The following is a 23989-nucleotide window of genomic DNA, read 5'->3' as shown; positions in this document are numbered from 1 at the left end:
GATATCCGCTCGATGATCCGGAGGGCAACGCTTGTTCAAGGCTCACTTGATGTTGGCTTTGATGGCCGCGATCGCGTCTTCCTGCGTGTATTCGTGGCTGGCGACGCCGCCCTTGGGGATCTTCGGCAGCTCGGCCTCGAAATCGTCCTGTGTGAAGGCCAGATACGGCACCAGCAGATCGTGCGGAATGTCGGTGCGGCCGTCGAGCACCTGCTGCGCCACCCAGAAGGCGAGCGACGACACGCCGGGCGCGATCGAAGCCGACCAGGTCTGGTAGCCGTCCTTGTCCTTCTGCTCCTTCCACCACTGCAGCTCGTCCTGGCGGTTGCCCATGATGATGGTCGGGCGCGGCTTGCCGGCGGCGGCGAAGGCCTGGGCCGCGCCGTAACCGTCACCGCCCTGGTCGACGACGCCTACGATGTCGGGCAGCGACGGCAGGATGGTCGCCACCGCTTTCTGCGCCGTCGTCTGGTCCCAGTCGCCGGTCACCGAACCGACGATCTTGAACTCGGGATGGGCGGCGACGCCTTCGAGGATGCCGGCATGGATGGCATCGTCGATCGAGGTCCCGGCAAGCCCACGGATTTCCAGAAGATTGCCGCCCTTGGGCTGGAATTTGGCCATCTGCTCGATTTCCTGCTTGCCCATGTCCTTGAAGTCGACGACGACACGGTAGGCGCAAGGTTCGGTCACGGTGCCGTCGAAGGAGACGACGACGATGCCGGCATCGCAGGCCTGTTTGATGGCGCCGTTGAGCGCATCCGGCGAGGCCGCGTTGATGACGATCGCGTCATAGCCCTGCAGGATCAGGTTCTGCACCTGTGCTGCCTGCGTCGGCACCTCCTTGTCGGCGGTGGTGAAGATGTCGGCCGCGCCGACGATCTTGTCGGCGACCGCCTTCTTGGTGACGATGCCATAGCTGTCGAGCATCGCCTGCCGCCAGGAATTGCCTGCATAATTGTTGGAAAAAGCGATCTTCTTGCCACTGGTATCGGCCAGCGCCGTGCCCGAGGCGAGCATTGCCGCCAGAGCGCCCAGAACGAACAGTTTCTTCATGTCGTTATCCTCCCAGATGTGTTGACTGCTGCATTCCCACCGGCTTTGACCCCGGCCTCACTCCCAACTCTGATTTGAGCACGGATTGTCGCGAGCTCAAAACAGTCTCAATCCCGGCACGCGCACCCTGAGCCGGTACAGCGACGTCGACGCGGTGATGTAGAGGCTTTGCAAATCGTCGTCGCCGAAGGTGAAATTCGCGCAATCTTCGGGCGTTCGGATGACGCCAAGAAGGGCGCCCGACGCGTCGAAAATGTGGATGCCGCCGGGTCCGGTGCAGTAGAGATTGCCGCGGCTGTCGATCTTCATGCCGTCGGGCGCTCCCGGCCCCTCGCCCTCGGTCACCGCCCACACCGCGCCGCCATTGAGGTCGCCATTGGCTTCGACGCCGAACACCCTGACGTGCCCGCGTTCGGTGTCGTTGATGAACAGCCGCGACTCGTCCAGCGAAAAGCAAAGCCCGTTCGGCTGCCCGAAATCGTCAGCTAGCAATGTCAGCCGGGCGCCATCGCCATCGATGCGGTAGACGCCCTGGAACGGCAGGTCCTGTGGCCGTGGCACGCCATAGAATTCCCTCCGGCCATAGCCCGGATCGGTGAAATAGATCGATCCGCCGGTGGCAACGACGATGTCGTTCGGGCTGTTGAGCTGCTTGCCCTGATAGTGCGTGGCAAGCACCGTCGCGCTGCCGTTGGGTTCGGCGCGGGTCACCCGGCTCGTTGCGTGCTCGCAGGTGACCAGCCGCCCCTGGCGGTCCAGCGTGTTGCCATTGGCCTTGTGGCTCGGCGCGCGGAACAGCTCGATCTCACCCTCGGCATTGCGGCGATACATCCGGCTTTCCGGAATGTCGGAAAAGACCAGCCATTTTTCGTAGGGGTGCCAGACCGGACCTTCGAGGAAGCCGAAGCCGCTCGCCAGGGTCTCGATGGTCGCATCGCCGACGACATCGTCGAAGCCGGAATGGCGCGCACGCGCCGACACCGACATCATCGGCTCCCGGCGCGAACAGCCGTGCTACTCCGCATGGTGACAAATGGCATGAGCGCTTCCCGATATAGGCTTCTTGTTGGGGCAGAGCGTAGGCGCGGTGCCGACGAGCCGATACGGGTCAAAGCGCACGGCCGACTGTGCGTTTGCACAGTCGGCCGTGCCTATCGAGCACGGGATAGCGACGACGTCAGATCAGGGCCGGCGACCACTCCGCAAAAGCGCGGTCAAGGTTGCGCTCGCGCACGCCACCGCCACGAGCACGACCACGCCTGCAGCGTTGGACTCCTGTTGTGTTCGAGCCGAGTCGTGCTGCGCGGGTAAAGGGCTGTGAACCAAGGTTTTCAGATCGGACCGGCTGCCGTGCCGAACGGAATAGGCGCGCGTGAACTCGGCACCGAGGAGGAAAATTTCCGACGAGTAGTAAACCCAGAGCAGTATGACGAGCAGGCCGCCGGCGGCGCCATACGAAGACGCAACCGCGCTGGTGCCGATATACCAGCCGATAAGCGATTTCCCCAGTGTGAACAGGGCCGCGGTCCCGATAGCGCCAATTGCCACATCGCGCCATTCCAGGGTTCGATCGGGTAGAACCTTGTAAATGGCGGCAAACATCACGGAGATAAGTGCAAACGAAACGACGCCGTTGATCCCGCTGAGTATGATCGTTCCAAACGGCAGATGGGCGTTGATGAAATCGCCCAGTGCCGAAATCGCAGCGCTTGCGATGAGAGAGACCAGCAACAGGAACCCGAGTGCGGCCACCAACCCGAGGCTGGCGGCCCGCGCCCGCACCAGACGCGACAGGGAGTTGCCCTGCGGTTCGATCTTCCAGATTGTGTTCAACGACTGCTGCATTTCGCCGAAGACACCAGACGCGGACACCAGCAAGGTGACCAGCCCTATGATCGCGGCCCAGGTGCCGTACAGGCTGCCGGATGCACTTTCCAGCGCAGTCTTCAGGAGATCGGCGCTTTCCGGTCCCATGAGCCCTGATATCTGCGCGGACAAGGCCAATTGTGCGGCATCGTGGCCGAAGACGAGACCAGCAATCGCAACCACGATCAGCAAGATCGGCGCCAGCGAGGTGGTGGCATAGAAAGCCATCGCAGCACCATGGCTAAGCGCATTGTCGTTGATGAAGCCGACTATGCTTTCACGCACCAGGTGCCATGAATCTGTGATTGAGGGTAGCACTTCGGGTCCGCAGGCATTGAGTTGGCGTTCACTAGCAATGCGCCTGACCTTCCGAAGTTCCGGGGCGTGGCCGCCGCTGTTTCAGTGCTCCGCCAGCCAGGCATCGAGCCGGTCCTGTTCGCGGCGCAGTGCGTCGATGTTGATCAGGCCACGCGCCATGGCGAGATAGATCGCCCGTGTCCGCGAGTTGAACACGGAAGCATCGCCGGCGCCGTCGTCCGCCGGCACGATGCCGAGCTTGTCATAGACATGCTTGATGCGGCTCTGCGCACCACGGATCGACAGGCCGCGCCGCGCCGCGATCGCCCGGTCGGTCAGGCCGAGCGCGATGTCGATCAGGCTCTCATATTCGCCGTCGGTGATGCCCTCGAACTTGTCCTGCACGCGGTGCTGGATGCCGCGGATTTCGCGGTCGATGATGCAGTGGCCTTCGCGGAAAACCCCGCGCAGGGCGGACCGCATGCCCTCCTCCGTCGCCGATTTGAGCACATAGCCGTAGACCGAGCCGGGCGGCACGATGCGCGCCACGCCGCGCACATAGGCTTCGTCGGCGAAATTCGACCAGAACAGGATGTGCGTGCCGGCGCGACGGTTCCAGATCGCCTTGGCAACTTCGATTCCGGTCGCCTTGGGCATCTGCAAATCGAGCACGACATGCAGTGGCTCGCGCTCAGTCGCCAGGTTGATGGCGTCCTCGCCGTCGCTCGCCTCGATCACCTCGACGTCGCCGGGCCACAGCTGCTCCACCGTCCGCCGCGCGAAGCTACGGTGCAGCCCGTCATTCTCGGCGATCATCACAAGCATCACATGGCCTCCGATACGGCGAACTCGCCAGGCACCGCTGCAGCCGCCGCCAATTCTCGCGACGGCTGGCGGTCGATCTCGACGACGACACGGGTGCCGCCGTTCTTGCGGCCGGCCTGGCCGATGCGCAGCCGCGCCCCGATAAGGGCTGCCCGCGTGTGCATATGGCCGATGCCGCCATACGCAGCCGGGTCGACGGTGCCGCAGCCCTGGCCGTCATCCGTCACGATCACCCGCAGCACGCTCGCGGTCGACGCCAGCAGCACGTCGATGCGGTGCGCAGCGGCATGGCGAACGGCATTGTTGATCGCTTCCTGCACGATCCGGTAGAGCGCGGTCCGCACTGGCTCCGGCAAACTGTCGGCGCCGCCGTCGCTGGTGTCGGCGATGCGCACGGCGATCGGCGGCTTGGCCTTGCTGACACTGCGGTTGAGATGCGCTTCGACCGCATCGCGCAGGCCGAACAGTTCGAGCACGCTCGGCCGCATGGCGTCGACGATGTGGCGCAGTTCCGTCAGGCAGCCGGCGACCTCCTGCTCGAGGTCGGCAAGCTGCGCGGCCCGCGCCACGCCCTGGCCGCGCAAGGCCGAAAGCTGGCGCGCGATGCGGGCGAGATCGGCAAGCGTCTGGTCGTGCAGGTCCATGGCCATGCGGCGGCGTTCGCGCTCCATGCCCTCGGTCAATTGCGAGGCGCCGACGCGCAGCAGTTCGACGCGGTTGCGCGCCTCGCTCTCGGCCAGCATGGCGCGGCGCGCCTCCTCGGTCTGGATCAGCGCGAAGATATAGGGCGCGATCAGATCGGCGCATTGCTGGGCGACCGCGACATCGGCAAGCGTGTAGCAGCCGATTTCGTGCCGGCTGATGTTGAGCGCGCCGATGACGCTACCGCGCGCCCTGAGCGGCACGATGATGCGGCTGCGCAGCTTGGCCGCGAAAATCGGCTCGTCGAAAGCGCCGGCAAAATGAAAACGGTCGTCGACAAGCGCGTTGTCCGACAACAGGTAAGGCGTCTTGCCCCACAACACGAAGCGAATCGGACTGCCTTCCACCGGATGCTGGGCGAGCTCGCTCCAACTGGTGTGGAAACCGGCTTCGTAGCAGGCATGCATGCGCCCATCGTGAGACAGCACAGCCAGATCGATATGGTCGTGCGGGATGAGCGTGCCGATCTCGATGGCGGTCGCGCGGAACGCCGTGCCGGGATCAATATGGCCGGCAAGCGCCCGCGATATCGCCAGCAGCCGGTCGATCAGGACCAGGGACACTTCCGCCATTGCTTTCACGATCCTCCCGTGCCGCGAAATAGTGGACGCATGCCGCCGCCGCTGTCAACGACGGCGCCGTTGACTATAGGAATTTTTTCTTGACTCGGTGACCTCAGCTATGGTACATTTTTGTCCATGGTGCTGATTTGCGCCAGTGACCCGCCGCACAGGCGGGTTGTTCGCTTGATGCTCCGTCAGCCAATGGCGGGCGAAGGCTCCGAAGAAACCCGTCAGCCCGAGTTCGTTGCCCTGCCGTTGTACCGGCCGATCAACTTGCGGTGCAATGATTGTAAAGGGTTCGCGTCCTGGTCTAGGGAGGAGGCCAGGAGAGCGAAACAGAATGCCAGTGACGCAAAACGTTGCTCCGGGCGCCCCGGGGATCCCGGCGCGCTGGACATCAAGCGCCAAGAGTGGCGTCGGAACGTCGCTTTCGCCGGCCGGCCGGATCTGGTTTACGATCAGCCACGGCATCCTCAACGAAGTCTACTATCCGCGCGTCGACAGCGCCTGCACCCGCGACCTCGGCTTGATCGTCACCGGTCCCGGCGGCTATTTTTCGGAAGAGAAACGCGATGCCGGGCATACGATCGAACCGTTCGAGGACGGCGTGCCCGCCTACAGGCTGGCCAATACGGCGAATGACGGCGCCTGGCGGATCGAAAAGCGTATCCTCGCCGACCCGGAGCGCCCGGCGCTGCTGCAGGAAATCACCTTCACGGCGCTGAAAGGGGTGCCCGGTGACTACCGCGTCTACGCGCTTCTGGCGCCGCATCTGGTCAATGCCGGCATGGGCAACACCGCCTGGGTCGGCGAGCACGAGGGAAAGCCCATGCTGTTCGCCTCGGGGCGCGGCTCTTGCCTGGCGCTGGCCTCGTCGCTGCCCTGGCGAACCGGTTCGGCCGGCTATGTCGGCTTTTCCGACGGTTGGCAGCAACTCCACAATACAGGTGAGCTCGACGCTGCGTACCAGCGGGCCGAGGACGGCAATGTTGCGCTGACGGGCGAGATCGGCTTTTCCGCCACAGAGACCAAGGCCTTGCTGGCGCTTGGGTTCGGCGCGACGCCTGACGAGGCCGCGGAACATGCTTTCGCCAGCCTGAAGCAGGGTTTTGAACCCGCAGCGAAATCCTACCTCCAGAACTGGCGCCAATGGCAGACTGGCCTGCTGCCGCTAGATCGACACACGGCATCATCGGGTATCAACAGCTATCGCACCAGCACCGCGGTACTGGCGACGCACCGGTCGATCGCGACACCAGGCGCCGCGGTCGCCAGCCTGTCGATCCCGTGGGGCTTCAACAAGGGTGACGACGACCTCGGCGGCTACCATCTGGTCTGGCCGCGCGATCTGGTCGAGACGGCGGGCGGCTTTCTTGCTGCCGGCGATGCTGCCTCGGCCCTGCAAATCCTCGATTACCTCAGCTCCATCCAGCAGCCGGACGGCCATTGGCCGCAGAACGCCTGGCTCGACGGATCGGCCTATTGGCCCGGCATCCAGATGGACGAATGCGCCTTTCCGCTGCTGCTGGCCGACGCTTTGCGCCGCGCCGGCCATTTGCCCCGCGCCAGGCTCATGACCTTCCTGCCGATGATCGAGCGCGCCGCCGGCTATGTCGTGCGCAACGGGCCCGTCACCGGCGAGGACCGCTGGGAAGAGGATGCCGGCTACAGCCCGTTCACGCTCGCCGTCGAAATCGCCGCACTGCTTGCCGCGGCAGACCTGCTCGACGCCTGCGGCAAGACAGACGCCGCGACCTATCTGCGCGAGACATCAGACGTCTGGAACGACCAGGTCGAGCGCTGGACCTACGTCACCGGCACGGCGATCTGCAGTCAAGTCGGCGTCGAAGGCTACTATGTCCGCATAGCACCACCCGACAGCGCCGAGGCCGGTTCGCCGAAGGACGGCTATGTCCCGATCAAGAACCGGCCGCCCGGCGACACCGACCGGCCGCCCGAGGAAATCGTCAGCCCGGATGCGCTGGCACTTGTCCGCTTCGGTCTGCGGGCGGCCGACGATCCGCGCATGACAGACACGGTCAAGGTCATCGACGCGCAATTGCGCTGCGATCTGCCGCAAGGGCCGCTCTGGTATCGCTACAACGGCGATGGCTACGGCGAGCATGAAGACGGCGCACCGTTCGACGGCACCGGCCAGGGTCGCTCCTGGCCGCTGCTGGCCGGCGAACGTGCCCACTATGAGCTGGCGGCGGGGCGCAGGGAAAAGGCAGCCAGCCTGCTGGCAGCGCTGGAAGGCTCGGCCGGGCCGGGCGGCCTATTGCCGGAGCAGGTCTGGGACGGCGCCGATCTGCCGGAGCGCGAACTGCTGCACGGCCGACCCTCGGGCAGCGCCATGCCGCTGGTCTGGGCGCATTCGGAGCATATCAAGCTGCTGCGCTCGCTGCGCGACGGCGCGGTCTTCGACATGCCGCCGCAAGGCGTCAAGCGCTATATCGAGGACAAGACCGTATCGCCGTTCAGAACCTGGCGGTTCAACAACAAGATCCGCACCATGCCGGAGGGCAAGACGTTGCGCGTCGAATTGTTGGACCCGGCTACGGTCCACTGGAGCACCGACAACTGGGCGACCACCCACGACAGCCATACGGTGGAGAACGCCTTCGGCATCCATCTTGCCGATCTGCCTGCGGCAAGCCTCCCCGAGGGAAGCACGCTGCTCTTCACTTTTTTCTGGCCCGGGACCGGCGATTGGGAGAATGTCGACTTCTCCGTCATATCGGGCGACCAAAATGGCCAGTAGATCACAGCCAGTAGACCTTCCCTCGATAACCCCGCAAATCTCGTAGAAAACAGGGACGAAACCATGCAGATCGGAATGATGGGACTGGGCCGGATGGGCGCCAACATGGTCCGGCGCCTGATGCGCGACGGCCACGAATGCGTCGTCTACGACATCAACCCGGCCAGCGTCGCCGCCCTGGTGACCGACGGCGCGTCAGGGGCGGCCTCGATGGAAGAATTCGTCGGCAAGCTGGCCAAGCCGCGCTGTGTGTGGCTGATGCTGCCGGCGGCGATCACCGGCAGGATCATCGACCAGGTGGCGGCCCTGATGGAACCCGGCGACCTCGTCATCGACGGCGGCAATTCCTACTACCACGACGCCGTCGACCAGGCCGCGAAACTGGCCGGCAAGGGTATCCATCTTGTCGATGTCGGCACCAGCGGCGGCGTCTGGGGCCTGGAGCGTGGCTACTGCCTGATGATCGGCGGCCCCGACGTGGCGGTGCAGCACCTCGATTCGATCTTCGCCACGCTGGCACCGGGCGCCGATGCCGGCTCCAATCCGCCTGGGGATGCCGGCACCGCGCCCTTCGGCTATCTGCATTGCGGACCCAGCGGTGCCGGCCACTTCGTCAAGATGGTGCACAACGGCATCGAATATGGCGTCATGGCCGCCTATGCCGAAGGCATGAACATCCTGAAGTCGGCCAATGCCGGCAAGCGGCAACGGACGGCGGACGCCGAGACCAGTCCGCTGGAAAACCCGCAATACTACCAGTTCGACATCGACCTTCCCCAGGTGGCCGAGGTCTGGCGGCATGGCAGCGTTATCGGCTCCTGGCTGCTCGACCTGACGGCCGGCGCGTTGAAAAGCGATCCGGGCCTGGTGAATTTCGGCGGCCGCGTTTCGGATTCCGGCGAAGGGCGCTGGACGCTGAAGGCGGCGATCGACACCGGCGTGCCGGCTCCGGTGCTGTCCTCGGCACTGTTCGACCGCTTCTCCTCGCAGGGCGAATCCGAATTCGCCGACAAGCTGCTCTCCGCCATGCGCTATGCCTTTGGCGGCCATGTCGAGAAGCCGAAGGCCGGCAAGTGAGGACACTGGGAGAGACACGCGCATGAGCCAGGAACGGTCCGACACGCTGGTGCTCTTCGGGGCCACCGGCGACCTCGCCCACAAGAAGATATTTCCAGCCCTTTACCAGATGGTCGCCAAGGGCACGCTCACCGAGCCGGTGATCGGCGTCGCCTTCGACGCCTGGGACCTCAAGCAGTTGCAGGCGCGCGCCCGCGACGGCATCGTCAATGCGCTCGGCAAGATCGACGAGAAAGCGTTCGCCAAATTCGCTTCGCTGCTGCGCTACGTCAGCGGCGACTACCGCGATGGAGCGACGTTCGAGAAACTGAAGAGCGCTCTCGGCACCGCACAGCGGCCGCTGCACTACATGGCGGTGCCGCCGACCATGTTCGAGACCGTCGTCCAGGGGCTGGAGCAATCGGGCACGGCGCATGGCGCGCGGCTGATGGTGGAAAAACCCTTCGGTCACGATCTGCAATCGGCGCGCTGGCTGAACCGGGTCCTGCATCTGGTGTTCGACGAACAGTCGATCTTCCGTATCGACCATTACCTGGGCAAGGAAGCGATCCAGAACCTGCTCTATTTCCGCTTCGCCAATTCGCTGCTCGAGCCGATCTGGAACCGCAACTACGTCGAAAGCGTGCAGATCACCATGGCCGAGGATTTCGGCGTCGAGGGACGTGGCCGCTTCTATGACGATGTCGGCTGCATCAGGGACGTCATCGAGAACCATCTGCTCAACATCCTGTTGCTGCTTGCCATGGAGCCGCCTGTCGGCCGTTCCGCCGACGACCTGATCGATGAGAAGGTGCAAGTGCTGCGCGCGATCAGGACGCTGACAAAAGACGATGTCGTGCGTGGCCAGTTCACCGGCTATCTCGCCGAACCGGGTGTGGCGCCGAACTCGCCCGTCGAGACCTTCGCGGCGGTGCGTTTCTTCGTCGACACCTGGCGCTGGCAGGACGTGCCGTTTTTCATCCGCGCCGGCAAGAACATGCCGGTGCATGTCACCGAAGTGGTGGTGCGGCTGAAGCGGCCGCCGCTCGATGTCTTCGACCCGATCAAGCCCGCCGACCAGAACTACGTCCGCTTCCGCATCGACCCACAGGTGGTGATCGCCATCGGCGCACAGCGCAAGGCGCCGGGCGACGACATGATCGGCGAGCAGGTCGAACTGACGGCGCTCGACGATTCGAAGGGCGACATGCCGCCCTATGAGCGCTTGATCGGCGACGCCATGAACGGCAACGGGCAGTTGTTCACCCGCCAGGACGCCAGCGAACTGGCCTGGCGCATCGTCGGCCCGGTGCTTGGCGACACCACGCCGCCGCACCTCTACGAGCCGCTCACATGGGGACCCGCGGACGTCATGGCCGGGTTCGGGCCGCCCAATGGCTGGATCGATCCGGTGAAGTGAGAGGACCACACGATGGCCAAGGCGGTGAAGCAACCAGCATCGGGCACCGGAAAGCCGGACACTGAAAAAATCGTGCTCACGATCGACATCGGCGGCTCGCACGTCAAGATCCTCACCAGCGCCGGCGGCGAGGAGCGCCGCGCCGATTCGGGGCCGGACCTGACGCCGCAGCAGATGATCGACGTGGTCAACAAGCTCGCCGAAGGCCTGTCCTACGACGTCGTCTCGATGGGCTATCCCGGCCCGGTCAATCACAACAGGCCGCTCGCCGACCCCGCCAATCTCGGCAAGGGCTGGGCTGGATTCGACTTTGCGGGCGCGTTCGGCAAACCGGTGAAAGTGGTAAATGATGCGCTGATGCAGGCCATCGGCAGCTACGAGGGCGGGCGCATGCTGTTCCTCGGGCTCGGCACCGGTCTCGGTGCGGCGATGATTGCCGACAACGTCGCCCAACCGATGGAACTCGCGCATTTGCCCTACAAGAAGGGCAGGAGTTTCGAGGATTATGTCGGCGAACGCGGCCTGGAAAAGCGCGGCAAGAAGAAATGGCGCAAATACGTCTTCGACGTCGTCGACCGGCTCCGTGCCGCCATGCAGCCGGACTATGTCGTGATTGGCGGCGGCAACGTCGACAAGCTCGATGAATTGCCCACCGACTCCAGGCGCGGCGACAACACACGCGCCTTCGAAGGCGGGTTTCGTTTGTGGCGCGACAAAGCGCTGATAGTCTGATACTGTTATTGTTTAATATAGTTGTTCAAAATAACGTGTGACCTGACATCAAGTCGTTGCAATACGCAGATTTGCCGACTAGGAATTCCGCGCTACACCAACGCCATTCGTCCCGTGGACGCACGAAGGACGCCATAGCATTTTGATTTCGCGCATGATCCTTTCCGGAAGTCGAATCCGATTTTCAGGTCATTCGCTGTAGACGGAGAAATAGAGTGACCGACGATAGCAACAGTGCCCGTAAAGACATCGATCTGCTCGAGCTGACCGCCCACATCGTGTCCGCTTACGTCGAGAAGAACCGCTTGCCCGCCTCCGGCCTGGCCGACCTCATCGCCAGCGTCAGCGCCTCGATAAACGCGCTCGGCAAGCCTGCGGTCCCGGTGGCTGCCCCCCTGGTCCCGGCGGTCAACCCCAAGAAGTCGGTGACACCCGATTTCATCATCTGCCTCGAAGACGGCAAGAAGTTCAAATCGCTGAAGCGTCACCTGGGCGTGCATTTCGGCCTGACACCGGACGCCTATCGCGCCAAATGGGGCTTGCCGTCGGACTATCCGATGGTCGCTCCCAACTACGCGGCCTCGCGTTCGCTGCTGGCTAAATCCATCGGCCTCGGCCGCAAGGCTGCCCCCGTGAAGGCACCCGCCAAGGGCAGGAAGGCCAAGGCCTCGGCCTGAATATTCAGTCCTGAGTCAACAGTTAGGACGACTGGAACAGAAGCCTGCCGGCGAATCCGCCTTGGCAGGCTTCCTATTTTTATGGCTTGGATGGGCCGGGCAAGGTCTTTGGGGGAAGCCATGAACTACACCAGGATGGTGATCGAGAAAGAAGCGCCGGAAGAATATGGCTATGACCGTATCCGCTACAATCTTTCGGAAAGTTCGATCGCCGACCAGAAGCTCTCCGACATCGGCCTGTCGCTGCCTGATCTCACGCTTTTCTATGGCGAGCATCGCGGCGACAAGCAGTTGCGAGCCCTGATCTCGGCGCAGGGTGCCGGCATTTCGCCGGATGATGTCCTGGTCACTGCCGGTGCCGCGGGCGCGCTGTTCATCATCTCGACCTCGCTCTTGTCGGCCAATGACCATCTCGTCGTCATCAGGCCCAACTACGCCACCAACATCGAAACCCCAAGGGCGATCGGCTGCGCCATCAGCTTTGTCGACCTGGCCTTCGAGGAAGGCTTCGCCATCGATGTCGAACGCGTCAAGGCGGCGCTGCGGCCGGACACGAAGCTGATCAGCGTCACCTGCCCGCACAACCCGACCGGCACGATGATGAGCCGAACCGAGCTCGATGCGCTGGTGGCGCTTGCCGAAAGCAGCAACTGCCGTCTGCTGGTCGACGAGACCTATCGCGACCTTTCCTACGGCCGGCGGCTGCCGACGGCTGCCTCACTGAGCCCGAGAGCGATCAGCGTCTCGTCATTGTCCAAGGCCTTCGGCATTCCCGGCATCCGCATCGGTTGGCTGATCACCCGGGACGCTGAGCTTCAAGAGAAATTCCTCGCCGCCAAGGAACAGATCGGCATCTGCGGCAGCGTCATCGACGAAGGCATTGCCCGCGGCATGCTCGAACGCCGGGACGCTTTCCTGGCGACGCTGCTGCCCGAAATGGCGGGGCGCCGCGACATCGTCCAGGCCTGGATCGATCGCGAACCGCTGGTCGACTGGGTGCGGCCCGAAGGTGGCGTCGTCGGCTTCCCGCGCCTCAATGTCGAACCCGGCTTCGACCTCGACCGGTTCTATGTGAACCTGCTGGAAAACCACGGCACCTATGTCGGACCCGGCCACTGGTTCGAGATGGAAAAACGCTTCTTCCGCGTCGGCTTTGGCTGGCCGACGGAAGCCGAATTGCGTGGCGGCCTCGACGCCATTTCCGTCGCGCTGCGGCAGTAAGTTTCCCGTGCCAGCGACCGGTTGATGCTACTGCGTCACAGCGACCGTTCATAGTGGCCAGCGTCTGCGCCGCCCCTCACCTGCCTGCCGGCATCCTCTCCCCGTATAGTGACGGGGAGAGGGGTGCTGTCATCGGCGATTTCGCCAATCTCCAGCGTTGCGGGAGAAATGCCGGCGTCGCCGCCCGCCCCTCTCTCCCCGTCACTATAGGATGTCCGGCAGGACAGTGAGGGGCAGCGCCAACGTCAACGATTGCCGCGTTCGGCCAGAAACTCATGACGCAGTAGCGCTAATGCATCTCGCTCAAAAGTCGCGACGCGCTTTAGGCTGAAAATTCCTTGATCCAGCACTGATTTTGACGCATATCCGCTGCGAACTGAGCTAAAAGTTCCGCCAGCCGGACCAGCGCCCATCGTGGAAGTGCCCCGCCAGCTGATGCCATTCGAACGGGGCCTCTTAAATCATGACAGCAGAACAGATATCGCCGGACCAGCGCTATGCCGCGTTCCGCCATCGGTCCTTCCTGAGCTATTGGGCGGCGCGTTTCCTCACCACATTCGCCACCATGATCGTGTCCGTCGCGGTCGGCTGGCAGATGTACGATTTGACCCGTGACCCGCTCGATCTCGGCCTGGTCGGCATCGTCCAGTTCCTGCCGTCGCTGCTTCTGGTCCTGGTCACCGGCGTCGTCGCTGATCGCTTCGGCCGCCGCCTGATCATGGCGCTGGCGGTCGTGGTGGAGGCGATGTGCGCGCTGGCGCTGCTGTTCCTGACGCTGCGCGGTATCAGCGGGCCGCTGCCGATCTTCTGCGTGCTTGCCATGTTCGGCGTCGCCCGCGCCTTTTTCGGTCCGGCCTCCGCCTCGCTGTTCGCCAATCTGGTGCCGCCTCAGGATTTCGCCAACGCCATCGCCTGGAATTCATCGGCCTGGCAGACGGCGACCATCGTCGGACCGGTCGCCGGCGGCCTGCTCTACGGCGTGTCGCCGGAAGCGGCCTACGGAACCGCGGCCGTCCTGATGCTCGTGTCCGGGCTGCTGATCTTCACCATCCCGAAGCCGTCGCAGCGGACCGAGTCGGAAAAGCCGACGATGCAGCACCTGCTCGGCGGGTTCAGCTACATCTGGAGCGAGAAGATCGTGCTCGGCGCCATCTCGCTCGATCTGTTCGCCGTGCTCCTGTCCGGCGCCTCGGCGCTGCTGCCGGTCTATGCGCGCGACATCCTCCAGCTCGGCCCCTGGGGCCTCGGCCTGCTGCGCTCGGCGCCCAGCATCGGCGCCATTTGCGTCGCCATCTGGCTGGCCGGGCATCCGCTTCGCAACCACGCGGGCATGATCATGCTGGTCGCCGCCGCCTCGTTCGGCGCCTTCACCGTGCTGTTCGGCCTTTCCACCATCACCTGGCTGTCGATCGTGGCGCTGGTCTTCCTTGGCGCCACCGATATGTTCAGCGTCTACATCAGGGAAACGCTAATTCAGCTGTGGACGCCCGACGAGGTGCGCGGCCGCGTCAACGCCGTCAACCAGGTCTTTGTCGGCGCCTCCAACGAGGTCGGCGAATTCCGCGCCGGCACGATGGCCGCACTGATCGGCTCGGTGCCGGCCGTGGTGATCGGCGGCATCGGCGCCATCGCCGTCGCGGGCCTGTGGATGGTGCTGTTCCCGCAACTGCGCAAGGTGCGCCATCTCGACGGACGCAACTGATCTTCCTCCAGTTGACAAGCCAAAATGCCCCGCCCCCATGCCACAGGAGCTCTCATGATCACTTGCTACCTGAAATATGTCATCGACCCCTACAAGCTTGCCGAGTTCGAAGATTATGGCCGTCGCTGGATAGCTCTGGTCAACCGCCTCGGCGGAAACCATCACGGCTATTTCCTTCCGAGCGAGGGGGCGAGCAATATCGCTTTTGCCATGTTCAGCTTTCCGAGCCTTGCCGACTACGAGGACTATCGCAAGCGTATGGCTGCCGACCCGGAATGCCAGGAAGTGTTTGAAATGGAAAAACGCAATCGCAGCATTCTCAGCTACGAGCGCAGCTTCCTGCGGCCTGTGCTCGAACCTTAAAGCGCGTCGCGTCGAAACAGATTCACGCGCCGCGCTTTAGGTCTTGTTTTATGCATGTCGTTTTCCCAAAACCGAGGTCGCTTTTGGGCGACATGCATTAGCTATCTGCTCGGCTTGCCGAAAATCATCCGCAAAAACTCGTCCAGCCAACGCTTGAGATGCATGTCCCAGATCAGCCGGCCGCCGAGATGATCGCGGCCGGGCTGCGCACCGGGCAATTCGAAGCGATGCGCGCCGCGCACCACCCAGCGCTGCATCATCACCCTGGTCAGTTCGCCATGGAACTGGATGCCCCAGGCATTGTCGCCGTAGCGGAAGGCCTGGTTGGGATAGGTCTCGGCCGTCGCCAGCAGCGTCGCGTCCCTGGGCAGCGAGAAACCCTCGCGGTGGAACTGATAGACCATCTCCGGCCAGTGCATCAGTTGCTTGCCGGCTTCGGTCGCTTTCAGGGGATACCAGCCAACCTCGACCAGCCCTTCGCCGTGTCCTTCGACCTTGCCGCCGAGATAGTTGACCAGCATCTGTGCGCCGAGACAGATGCCGAGACATGGCCGGTTCTCCCTCAGCGGTATTTCCAGCCAGTTGGTCTCGCGGCGAACGAACTCGTCCTCGTCATTGGCGCTCATCGGACCGCCGAACACCACCGTGCCGGCGTGGCCGTCCAGTGTTTCGGGCAAGGCGTCGCCAAGCGGCGGCCGGCGGATATCGAGGTCGAACCCTTCTTCCAGCAACATGTGGCCGACACGCCCTGGGCTCGAACTCTCCTGATGCAGCACGATCAGTATCTTTGGCTTCGAACTCGTTTGACGCGGCATGGGAAGGCGAAGATCCTATTCGTCGCTCGATGTTCCGGTGGCGCCGGGCGCGTGCGCCGCTGCCTTGCGGCGCGCCTCGACGCGATCATGGCGTTCGACGCCGATCAGCTCGGCGACGCGCCAGACGGTGTTGTCCTCGAGCTCGTGCAACTCGCCGTCGGCATAGACGATTTCCCACATCAGGCCGATGAAGGCCTTGCGCGCATTGGCATCGAGATGCCGCTTCAGGACACTGGTGAAGGCATAGAGATCGATCGCCTCATTGTCGGCCCGCTCGCCGGCGGCGGCAAGTGCCTCAAGTTCCGTGCCGCTGATCGAATAGCTCTCCGCCAGCACCGCCTTGAACCGCTCCCACTCGACATCCTGGCGCACGCCATCGGCATTCATCACATGGTAGAGCAGCGCCGAGGCGGCGATGCGCGGATCGTCCGTGCTGGCACGAGTGCCGGCGCCGGCCGGCAAATCCCTGAGAAACGACAGAACGCGTTCAAACATAGATCCATACCCCAACGGCCTGACGGCCTGCCCAACTCAAAACAACCGAAACCGGCGCGGCGATTTCTCCGCTTTCTCGTCCGGATCGACGCCGGGATCGTCCGGCAACCGCGCAAGCTCCTCGGCCGGATCGACGCCCTCGGCATCGCCCGGCACCGCGGCGAAGGCCGCTGCCGTGATCGGCCTGACATGATCTTCTTCGCGACTTTCAGCTTGCTTGCCCGCCGACGTCTCGCCACCGGCGTCATCGATCACCTCGATCGGCCCTTTTTCGCTCGTGGGCTTTGCCAATGCTTCGATGACCGGCGCCGCACCGGCTGGCATGTCGTCATGGCTGTCGATCAACTGGCCGAGACGCTCCATCGGCGCACGCCACTCGAAGGCGTCGAGCCGGCCGGTGATCGGCGACACCGGCGCCCAGCGTTCCGATACCACGCCGTCTGCGACCCAGGCCGGATCGCGCGGCGCCCGCACCGCCCTGGACAGCAGCTGCCGCACCTTGCCCTGATCGCCGGTCTCGGCCTCCTCGATGTCGGCGAGCAGCAGATAGGCGCCCTCGCGGCGGTCCATCCGGATCGCCGCCTCGGCCTCGCGGCGGGCGGTCGAGAAGTCCTGTGCGTCGAGCGCGGCGCGCGCCACCGTCATCGACGATTCGGCGTGGTTCTTCTTCATTTCCTGCAGCTTCTTCGCCCGGTTGAGGCGGTCGAGCACCGCGTCGCCCGGCCTTGCATGGGTATAAAGCTCGGCGACCTCCGGATGCGGCTCGGCCTTCCAGGCTGCCTCGAGTATCTTCGAGCCCTTGCGCACATCGTTCTGCTTGAACAATGCGGCAGCCGCGGCAACGGCGGCGGGCGCGAAGTCCGGCCGCAGCTTGTTGGCCTCGATCGCCGCAGTCCTGGCGGCGGCGGGATCGCTGTCGGCAAGCGCCTGCGCCTTGGCGGTCAGCAGCACGGCGCGGCGGCGGTTGGCGGCATCGCGTTCGATCTGCCGTGTCGATTTCTGCGCGTCGACCAGTTTCAGGGCGCCGTCCCAGTCGCCGCGCGCGGTCAGCTCTTCCAGCGTCGATTCCGCTGCCCAGGCCAGCTGCGGCGCCATCACCGCGGCACGGCCGGCATAATGTCTGGCGGCGTTGCGGTCGCCAAGCCGTTCGGCTTCCAGATAAAGCCCGCGCAAGCCTAGCAGCCGCATTTCGGGATCGTCGAGCATGCTCTCGAATTTCTGTCGCGCGCCTTCATGATCGCCTTCGAGCAGCGACGCCTGCGCTTCCAGCAGGTGGATCAGCGGCTCCTGGTCGGAACGGATCAGCTTGGCGGCTTCCTTGGTCTTCTTGCGGGCCAGCGCGCCATCACCGGCGCCGGCGGCAATCATGCCGGTCGACAACGCCTGATAGCCACGATCGCGGCGGCGGACACGGAAATAGCGCGAGATGGTGTAGGGGCTGTTCCACAGCGATTTGAGCAGCCACCACAGGATCATCACCGCGGCGACCACGGCAACGACGGCCACCGCCGCCACCATCAGGCTGACCTGGTATTGATAGCCGTTGAAAGTGACGACCATGTCGCCCGGCCGGTCGGCCAGCCAGGCAAAGCCCAGCCCGAGCGCGAAAACGACGATGAGGAAGGCGAGCAGGCGGATCATTGTGGTGCCCTCATGCCTTCATCGCGCCCGAGATCAGCGCATCGACCTGGGTTTCGACCTCGATGCGTGCCTTCAGCTTGCCGGCAAAGTCCGCGCCAGCGGCCTTGGCGGCCTCGGGCAGCGTTTCATACTCGCTGAGTGCCTTCGCGTAGTCGCCCTGGTTGACCGCCGCCTCCATGCGCGCGACGGTTTCCGGTGCGCCGGCGCCTTCGACGGCGCCGATCGGCCTGACCTTGACCAGCGATTCGGCGCTCGACATCAGATTCTGCAGGAAGCCGGCATTCTCATCGACGGGCGTCGCGGCAGTGACCATGGCATTGGCGGCGGCATCAGCCTGCGATGCGATCTCGGCGCGGGTCGGAACGCCCTTTTCAGCATAGGGGCGCAGTGCCGCAAGCTGCGGCGCATCGGGCGAAATTGCCGCGAGGGTTTCGAGTTCGGCCGAAAACGGCCCGCCACGCTCGAGCGCCGCCTTCAAGGCCGACGCCGCGATGGCAAGCGCGACCTTCGGCTGCCCCGCCGCCGCCTCGACCTTGCCGGACAGCTGCGACACAGACTGCTCCAGCGCTGTCAGCCGGCCCTCCTGCGCCGTCGTAGCCTCGCCGGCCGACTTCACCAGCGCGTCGAGGCCAGCCAGTTTCTCGTTGAGCGGACCGAGATCGACCGGCGCCGAGCTGCCGGCCTTGCCGAGGGCGGCGACCGCCGTCTCGATCTGCGCGACCTTGTCGCCCAGTGCGGCGACCCCGGCTGCGTCGCCTGCTCCACCTTTCTCGACAGCCGATTTCAGCGCCGCCACATCGGCCTTGACCTGTTCAAGGCCCGAGGACAGGCCGACCATCTTCGCCGCTCCATCGCCGTTGCCGCCGGCGTCCTTCAAACCGGCGATTTCGGTCTTCAGCGAGGCGATGTCGCCGTTGACGCTATCGAGCGAGACGCCGGCACCGGAACCCGGCGCGCCAAGCAGGCCGGCAAATTGCAGCCCGCCGGCGCCGACCAGCGCGATGACGCCGCCGATGATGCCGGCGGCGACGCCGTTGAGGCCGCCGCGCTTTTCAGGGGGTGGCGCCATTTTCTCGTCCCGTGTCTCGGGTTTCGCCTTGTTGCCGTCGGTCTGCGTGCGCTTCGCCGATGCGTCCTCGAAACTATAATCGTAAGCTTTGGTCTTGCCGGCCGGCGCATCGGACGATCCGGGCTCGTCGGACGATCCGGGATAGGGGATCTCGGCCTCGCTAGCGGGCTTTGTCGCCGCTGCCGGCGGCTGCTCCGGCTCGGCCTTGGCGTCGGTATGCTCCCAGGGCTCGAGATCGGTCTGGTCGGCGTGAACCGGCTCTTCGGGAACTTCGGGCTGCGAAGCGTTCGCTGCTTCCTCGGCCTTCGCCTCGTCTGTCCGGGCCTCCTGCCTGGCGGCGTCCTCGTCGGCGATGCGTGAGACGGCGCCCGGCTCGAGATCGATGGTCACCGGCTCGCGGCGGCTTTTCGAGTGTCGCATCTTCGGCGTCTTGACCATGCCTGGGCTCCGCACAATTCGCTTCGTCTCAACGCCTGGCGGCGCATGATGGTTCAGAAAGGGTCTAGCACATCACCAAGCGGTGAAAAGGGGCGGTGTGATGACGCGGCTCAGCGCGGCGCCTGCAAAAGCGCCAGCAGCACATCCTCGTCGGGCTGCGCGGCAATGCGGATTCTTTCGCTGGCGACACCGTCGAAGGCTGCCGCGATGCGCGTGGAAAGCGCAAAAACCCATGTTTTTTCGAAGAGACCGCGCAGAGCGGGCCGTCTTGCCAAGGTCTGCATCGCCGCCGCCGCCTTGGCTGAATAGAGCAACACCGCGTCGGCAGGTTGCCCCGACAGGCGTTCGAGGATGACTTCGTCCGAATACCCCATTGTCAGCGTGTCATAAGTCTCGACGGCGTGGACCCGAACGCCCGCCGTCCCGAGCCTCTGTTCGAACGCCGGAAAACGCACGCGTCCGCAGAGGTAGACAATCGTCTTTCCAGAAAAATCGACGGCGAGACTGTCGGCCAGCGCCTCCGCATCGCCCGGGCCTTCACTGACCGACAAAAACCCCGCTCGACGCGCCGCTTGCGCCGTCCTTTTGCCGACCGCATGACAAGGCAAGGCGGCGAGCGTCGCGATGATTTCTTCCGGCGCATGACGCATGGCATTGGCGCTGGTGACGGCCACCGCGACGGCATTGTCCGGGATCAGTCCGGCGGCGGCAGGCAACGCCTTTGTTTCGGTCAGGGGTAAAAGAACCGGCTGAAAACCTGCCTCCTCAAGCCGATGCGCTGTGCGCGAGGCACCCGGTTCCGGCCTGGTCACCAGGACGCGAAGCATTTCAGAGCCAGCCGTCGAAGAACTTTTCGCCGGCCTTGGCGCGCACACTCCGGGCCGCTTCACCGCCGATGCGGGCGGCGTCTTGCGCCGGCCCCTGCAGCTCGACCGTGTGCGACTGCGTGCCGTCCGGCGAGATGATCAGCCCGGCAAAAGACAGTTTTCCGGCCTCGATCGCCGCATAGCCGGCGATCGGTGTGCGGCAGGAGCCATCGAGCGCCGCCAGGAAGGCACGCTCGCAGGCCAGCGCCTGGCCGGTCGGCACATCATGGACGGCTGCCAGCATTTTTTCGACATCGCGGTCGCCGATACGGGTTTCGATGCCGATCGCACCTTGCCCCGGTGCCGGCGGGAAGACATCGAGCGGTATCAGATCGGTGACGACATGCTCGAGCCCAAGCCGCTTCAGCCCGGCATAGGCCAGGATCGTGCCGGCGGCGACGCCTTCTTCGAGCTTGCGCAGCCGCGTCTGCACATTGCCGCGGAACATCACCACGTCGAGATCCGGCCGCATCCGGCGGATCAGCGCTTGCCGCCGCAGCGACGACGACCCCACTTTCGCCCCGCGCGGCAGTTCGGCGATCGTCTTCGCCGCCCTGCCGACAAAGGCGTCGCGTGCATCCTCGCGCGGCAGGAAGGCCGAGAGTTCGAGACCGTCGGGCAGTTGCGTCGGCATGTCCTTCGACGAATGCACGGCGATGTCGATCCGGCCCGCCAGCAGCGCCTCCTCGATCTCCTTGGTGAACAGGCCCTTGCCGCCGGCTTCCGACAGCGGCCGGTCCTGGATGCGGTCGCCGCTGGTCGAGATGACGACCACCTCGAACGCCTCCGCCGGCATGCCATGCGCGGCCATCAGCCGCGCCTGCGCTTCATGCGCCTGTGCCAGCGCCAGCGGGCTGCCGCGTGTTCCGATTCTCAAGATTGTTTGCATGGCGCGCAGTCCGTGATAACCCCCCGGCAAGCGAGGCTTTTCCGGGGTTCTCCTAACGGGGAAAGCCCCATGATACAATCTTTAGGGACAGCGACGAATTGATCCGCGTGCTGGGCATAGAGACGAGTTGTGACGAGACCGCCGCCAGCGTGGTGGCCATCGACGGCTACGCCGCGCCAAAAATCCTGTCCAACATCGTGCTCAGCCAGATCGAGGAGCATGCCGCTTTCGGCGGTGTCGTGCCGGAAATCGCCGCGCGTGCCCATGTCGAGGCGCTGGACGGCATCATCGAGGCGGCGCTTGCCGATTCTGGCACAGCGCTCGCCGATATCGACGCGATTGCCGCCACCGCCGGCCCCGGCCTTGTCGGCGGGCTGATCGTCGGGCTGATGACGGCCAAGGCGATTGCCGCTGCGGCGAACAAGCCGCTGATCGCCATCAACCACCTCGAAGGCCATGCCCTGACCGCAAGGCTGACCGACGGGCTCGACTTTCCCTATCTCTTGCTGCTGGTCTCCGGCGGCCATACGCAAATCGTCGCCGTGCGCGGCGTCGGCGATTACCAGCGCTGGGCAACGACCATCGACGACGCGCTCGGCGAAGCCTTCGACAAGACGGCCAAGATGCTTGGCCTGCCCTATCCCGGCGGGCCGAATGTCGAGAAAGCGGCACAGGCCGGCAGTGCCTCGCGCTTTGCCTTTCCGCGCCCGATGAAGGGCTCGGCCCAGCCCGACTTCTCCTTCTCCGGCCTCAAGACCGCCGTGCGCCAGGCGGCGAGCGCCATTGCGCCGCTGAGCGACCAGGACGTCGCCGACATCTGCGCCTCGTTCCAGGCAGCGGTGGCCGATGCGCTGGCGGACCGCGTTTCCCGCGCGCTGACGCGCTTTCGCGAGACATTTCCCGGCACGAAAAACCCGGCCCTCGTCGTTGCCGGTGGTGTCGCCGCCAACCGCACGATCAAGATCATGCTGGAGCGGCTCTGTGCCGAGACCGGCTTCACCTTCATTGCACCACCGCTGAAGCTCTGCACCGACAATGCGGCGATGATCGCCTGGGCCGGCATCGAGCGGCTGCGCGCCGGCATGGAGCAGGAGAACGGCTTCGATTTCGTGCCGCGCTCGCGCTGGCCGCTGGACAGCATCTCGGCGCCGATGGTCGGCTCCGGCCGGCGCGGAGCCAAGGCATGAACGAGCGGGCAATGAGCGGCAACGACACCGCGCCAACCGGCTGGCGCGTTGCCGTGCTCGGCGGCGGGGCCTGGGGCACTGCCTTGGCCTTGGCCATGCTGCGCGCCGGCCATTTCGTCCGCCTTTACGCGCGCGACCCGGAGACGGTGGCCGCGATCGACCGCGGCGAAAATCCACGCTATCTGCCTGGCATCACGCTCCAGCCCGGCATCGTGGCGACGAGCAACATCCAGGCCGCGCTCGACGGTGCCGACTGCGTGCTGGCGGTGACGCCGGCCCAGTCGCTGCGGACTACGCTGGCGGCAGCGAAGGACCATATGCCGGCCGGTGTCCCGCTGGTTCTATGTGCCAAGGGCATCGAAAGCGAGACCGGCGCCTTGCTGTCGGCGATCGTCGAAGAAATCCTGCCGCTAAATCCCGTTGCCGCTCTGTCGGGTCCGAGCTTCGCCACCGACGTCGCCCGCGGCCTGCCGACGGCCGTTGTGGTCGCTGCCCGCGACGAAGCATTGGCCACCGATCTCGCCGCCCGCTTTTCCGCCGAAAACCTGCGCTGCTATTCGAACGACGACCTGATCGGCGTCGAGATCGGCGGCGCCTTGAAGAACGTCTTCGCCATTGCCGCAGGTGCCGTCACTGGGGCGGGTCTCGGTGCCAGCGCCCAGGCTGCCATGGTGACGCGCGGCTTTGTCGAGCTGCGCCGCATCGGCGCTGCTTTCGGCGCCAGGCCCGAAACGCTGATGGGGCTTTCCGGCCTTGGCGACCTGCTGCTGACCTGCTCGTCCACCCAGTCGCGCAATTTCGCCTATGGCCTGGCGCTCGGCCAAGGCAAGCCGCTTGCCGGATTGCCGCTCGCCGAAGGCGTGCCGACGGCGGCGATCGCTGCCCGCATCGCCACCGAGCGCAACATCGACGCGCCGATCATTGCCGCCGTCGCCGCCATACTGGAGGGTGCCATCACCGTCCGGCAGGCTGTGACGGCCTTGATGACCCGGCCGCTGAAGACCGAAACCAACGATTGATCCCCACGACTTTGAACGATCAGGAGAAAAAGATGCTGTTTGCTGTGATTTGCAAGGACAAGCCCGGAAGCCTGCAGGTGCGCCTCGACACGCGGCCCGAGCATATCGCCTTTCTCGAAGGGTTGAACGGCGACAAGAAGCTGGCCTTCGCCGGTCCGTTTCTTGATGCCGAGGGCAAGCCCAATGGCAGCCTCGTGGTCGTCGAAGCGTCCGACCTGGCTGGCGCCCAGGCTCTTTCGGCGGCCGACCCCTACGCCAAGGCCGGGCTGTTCGAAAGCGTCGAAATCCGCCCGTGGAACTGGACGTTCAACAAGCCGGCGGCTAGTTAA

General features: G+C 64.8%; 22 protein-coding genes. 11 read left to right on the top strand and 11 right to left on the bottom strand.

The genetic code is table 11. From position 1 onward, the window contains the following. Positions 1–42: 42 nt before the first annotated feature. The 5 genes from NP945_RS25055 to NP945_RS25035 form a co-directional block, all read right to left on the bottom strand. Positions 43–1056: an ABC transporter substrate-binding protein gene (locus tag NP945_RS25055; RefSeq protein ID WP_023811211.1), complete on the bottom strand. Its 1014-nt coding sequence runs from the start codon at positions 1054–1056 to the stop codon at positions 43–45. Between the two features lie 96 nt (positions 1057–1152). After that, positions 1153–2043: an SMP-30/gluconolactonase/LRE family protein gene (locus NP945_RS25050; protein ID WP_256747831.1), complete on the bottom strand. Its 891-nt coding sequence runs from the start codon at positions 2041–2043 to the stop codon at positions 1153–1155. A gap of 195 nt (positions 2044–2238) precedes the next feature. Further along, the gene (locus tag NP945_RS25045) at positions 2239–3207 is read right to left on the bottom strand and encodes a YihY/virulence factor BrkB family protein (RefSeq protein ID WP_372337988.1); all 969 of its coding nucleotides are present in this window, start codon (positions 3205–3207) and stop codon (positions 2239–2241) included. Positions 3208–3321: 114 nt separating this feature from the next. Further along, entirely contained in the window at positions 3322–4044 is a 723-nt protein-coding gene (locus tag NP945_RS25040; RefSeq protein ID WP_256747829.1) for a response regulator transcription factor, read from the bottom strand. After that, the gene (locus NP945_RS25035) at positions 4044–5318 is read right to left on the bottom strand and encodes a histidine kinase (RefSeq protein WP_256747828.1); all 1275 of its coding nucleotides are present in this window, start codon (positions 5316–5318) and stop codon (positions 4044–4046) included. The genes NP945_RS25040 and NP945_RS25035 overlap by 1 nt, the downstream gene beginning before the upstream one ends. A gap of 331 nt (positions 5319–5649) precedes the next feature. On the opposite strand from NP945_RS25035, the gene NP945_RS25030 reads away from it, so the two are divergent. The 8 genes from NP945_RS25030 to NP945_RS24995 all read left to right on the top strand — a co-directional run bounded on the left by NP945_RS25030 (position 5650) and on the right by NP945_RS24995 (position 15241). Then, positions 5650–8070 (top strand): glucan 1,4-alpha-glucosidase, encoded by a 2421-nt coding sequence (locus NP945_RS25030; protein ID WP_256747827.1) that lies wholly within the window; start codon positions 5650–5652, stop codon positions 8068–8070. A 63-nt stretch (positions 8071–8133) separates the two neighbouring features. Next, positions 8134–9147 carry a phosphogluconate dehydrogenase (NAD(+)-dependent, decarboxylating) gene (gnd, locus tag NP945_RS25025; protein WP_256747826.1) on the top strand — a complete coding sequence of 338 codons (1014 nt, stop codon included), beginning with the start codon at positions 8134–8136 and terminating at the stop codon, positions 9145–9147. A 22-nt stretch (positions 9148–9169) separates the two neighbouring features. Then, on the top strand, positions 9170–10546 hold the full coding sequence (gene zwf, locus NP945_RS25020) for a glucose-6-phosphate dehydrogenase (RefSeq protein ID WP_127318786.1): 1377 nt from the start codon (positions 9170–9172) through the stop codon (positions 10544–10546). Positions 10547–10558: 12 nt separating this feature from the next. After that, positions 10559–11278, top strand: a complete 720-nt coding sequence (locus tag NP945_RS25015; RefSeq protein WP_256747825.1) for an ROK family protein — start codon at positions 10559–10561, stop codon at positions 11276–11278. A 215-nt stretch (positions 11279–11493) separates the two neighbouring features. Further along, a complete protein-coding gene (locus NP945_RS25010) occupies positions 11494–11955 on the top strand; it encodes a MucR family transcriptional regulator (RefSeq protein WP_127270031.1) in 462 nt (153 codons plus the stop codon). Positions 11956–12075: 120 nt separating this feature from the next. After that, the gene (locus tag NP945_RS25005; protein WP_256747824.1) at positions 12076–13176 is read left to right on the top strand and encodes a pyridoxal phosphate-dependent aminotransferase; all 1101 of its coding nucleotides are present in this window, start codon (positions 12076–12078) and stop codon (positions 13174–13176) included. 463 nt (positions 13177–13639) lie between these two features. Continuing rightward, positions 13640–14878, top strand: coding sequence for an MFS transporter (locus tag NP945_RS25000; protein WP_256747823.1), 1239 nt, complete (start codon positions 13640–13642; stop codon positions 14876–14878). A 54-nt stretch (positions 14879–14932) separates the two neighbouring features. Continuing rightward, positions 14933–15241, top strand: coding sequence for an NIPSNAP family protein (locus NP945_RS24995; protein ID WP_127397458.1), 309 nt, complete (start codon positions 14933–14935; stop codon positions 15239–15241). Between the two features lie 101 nt (positions 15242–15342). Here NP945_RS24995 and NP945_RS24990 read toward each other — a convergent pair whose 3' ends face one another. The 6 genes from NP945_RS24990 to hemC form a co-directional block, all read right to left on the bottom strand. Next, positions 15343–16056 (bottom strand): glutamine amidotransferase, encoded by a 714-nt coding sequence (locus NP945_RS24990; RefSeq protein WP_127268698.1) that lies wholly within the window; start codon positions 16054–16056, stop codon positions 15343–15345. Positions 16057–16071: 15 nt separating this feature from the next. Further along, complete coding sequence (locus NP945_RS24985) at positions 16072–16551, bottom strand: TerB family tellurite resistance protein (RefSeq protein WP_256747822.1); 480 nt, start codon at positions 16549–16551, stop codon at positions 16072–16074. A 36-nt stretch (positions 16552–16587) separates the two neighbouring features. Then, positions 16588–18192: a heme biosynthesis protein HemY gene (locus NP945_RS24980; protein WP_256747821.1), complete on the bottom strand. Its 1605-nt coding sequence runs from the start codon at positions 18190–18192 to the stop codon at positions 16588–16590. A gap of 10 nt (positions 18193–18202) precedes the next feature. Further along, the gene (locus tag NP945_RS24975; RefSeq protein WP_256747820.1) at positions 18203–19699 is read right to left on the bottom strand and encodes a COG4223 family protein; all 1497 of its coding nucleotides are present in this window, start codon (positions 19697–19699) and stop codon (positions 18203–18205) included. A gap of 110 nt (positions 19700–19809) precedes the next feature. Then, positions 19810–20526, bottom strand: a complete 717-nt coding sequence (locus NP945_RS24970) for a uroporphyrinogen-III synthase (RefSeq protein WP_256747819.1) — start codon at positions 20524–20526, stop codon at positions 19810–19812. A 1-nt stretch (position 20527) separates the two neighbouring features. Continuing rightward, on the bottom strand, positions 20528–21454 hold the full coding sequence (gene hemC, locus NP945_RS24965) for a hydroxymethylbilane synthase (protein WP_256747818.1): 927 nt from the start codon (positions 21452–21454) through the stop codon (positions 20528–20530). A 101-nt stretch (positions 21455–21555) separates the two neighbouring features. Here hemC and tsaD point away from each other — a divergent pair, with 101 nt between their 5' ends. The 3 genes from tsaD to NP945_RS24950 are packed head-to-tail and all read left to right on the top strand — an operon-like array spanning position 21556 to position 23989. Beyond that, the gene (gene tsaD / locus NP945_RS24960) at positions 21556–22641 is read left to right on the top strand and encodes a tRNA (adenosine(37)-N6)-threonylcarbamoyltransferase complex transferase subunit TsaD (RefSeq protein ID WP_256747851.1); all 1086 of its coding nucleotides are present in this window, start codon (positions 21556–21558) and stop codon (positions 22639–22641) included. Beyond that, on the top strand, positions 22638–23660 hold the full coding sequence (locus tag NP945_RS24955) for an NAD(P)H-dependent glycerol-3-phosphate dehydrogenase (protein ID WP_256747817.1): 1023 nt from the start codon (positions 22638–22640) through the stop codon (positions 23658–23660). Before tsaD ends, NP945_RS24955 begins: the two co-directional genes overlap by 4 nt. A 32-nt stretch (positions 23661–23692) precedes the next feature. Beyond that, positions 23693–23989 carry a YciI-like protein gene (locus NP945_RS24950; RefSeq protein WP_127269714.1) on the top strand — a complete coding sequence of 99 codons (297 nt, stop codon included), beginning with the start codon at positions 23693–23695 and terminating at the stop codon, positions 23987–23989.

Origin of the sequence: Mesorhizobium sp. LMG17149, assembly GCF_024518695.1 — a bacterium.
Taxonomy (GTDB): domain Bacteria; phylum Pseudomonadota; class Alphaproteobacteria; order Rhizobiales; family Rhizobiaceae; genus Mesorhizobium.
This window is presented reverse-complemented; position numbering and strand designations above follow the sequence as displayed.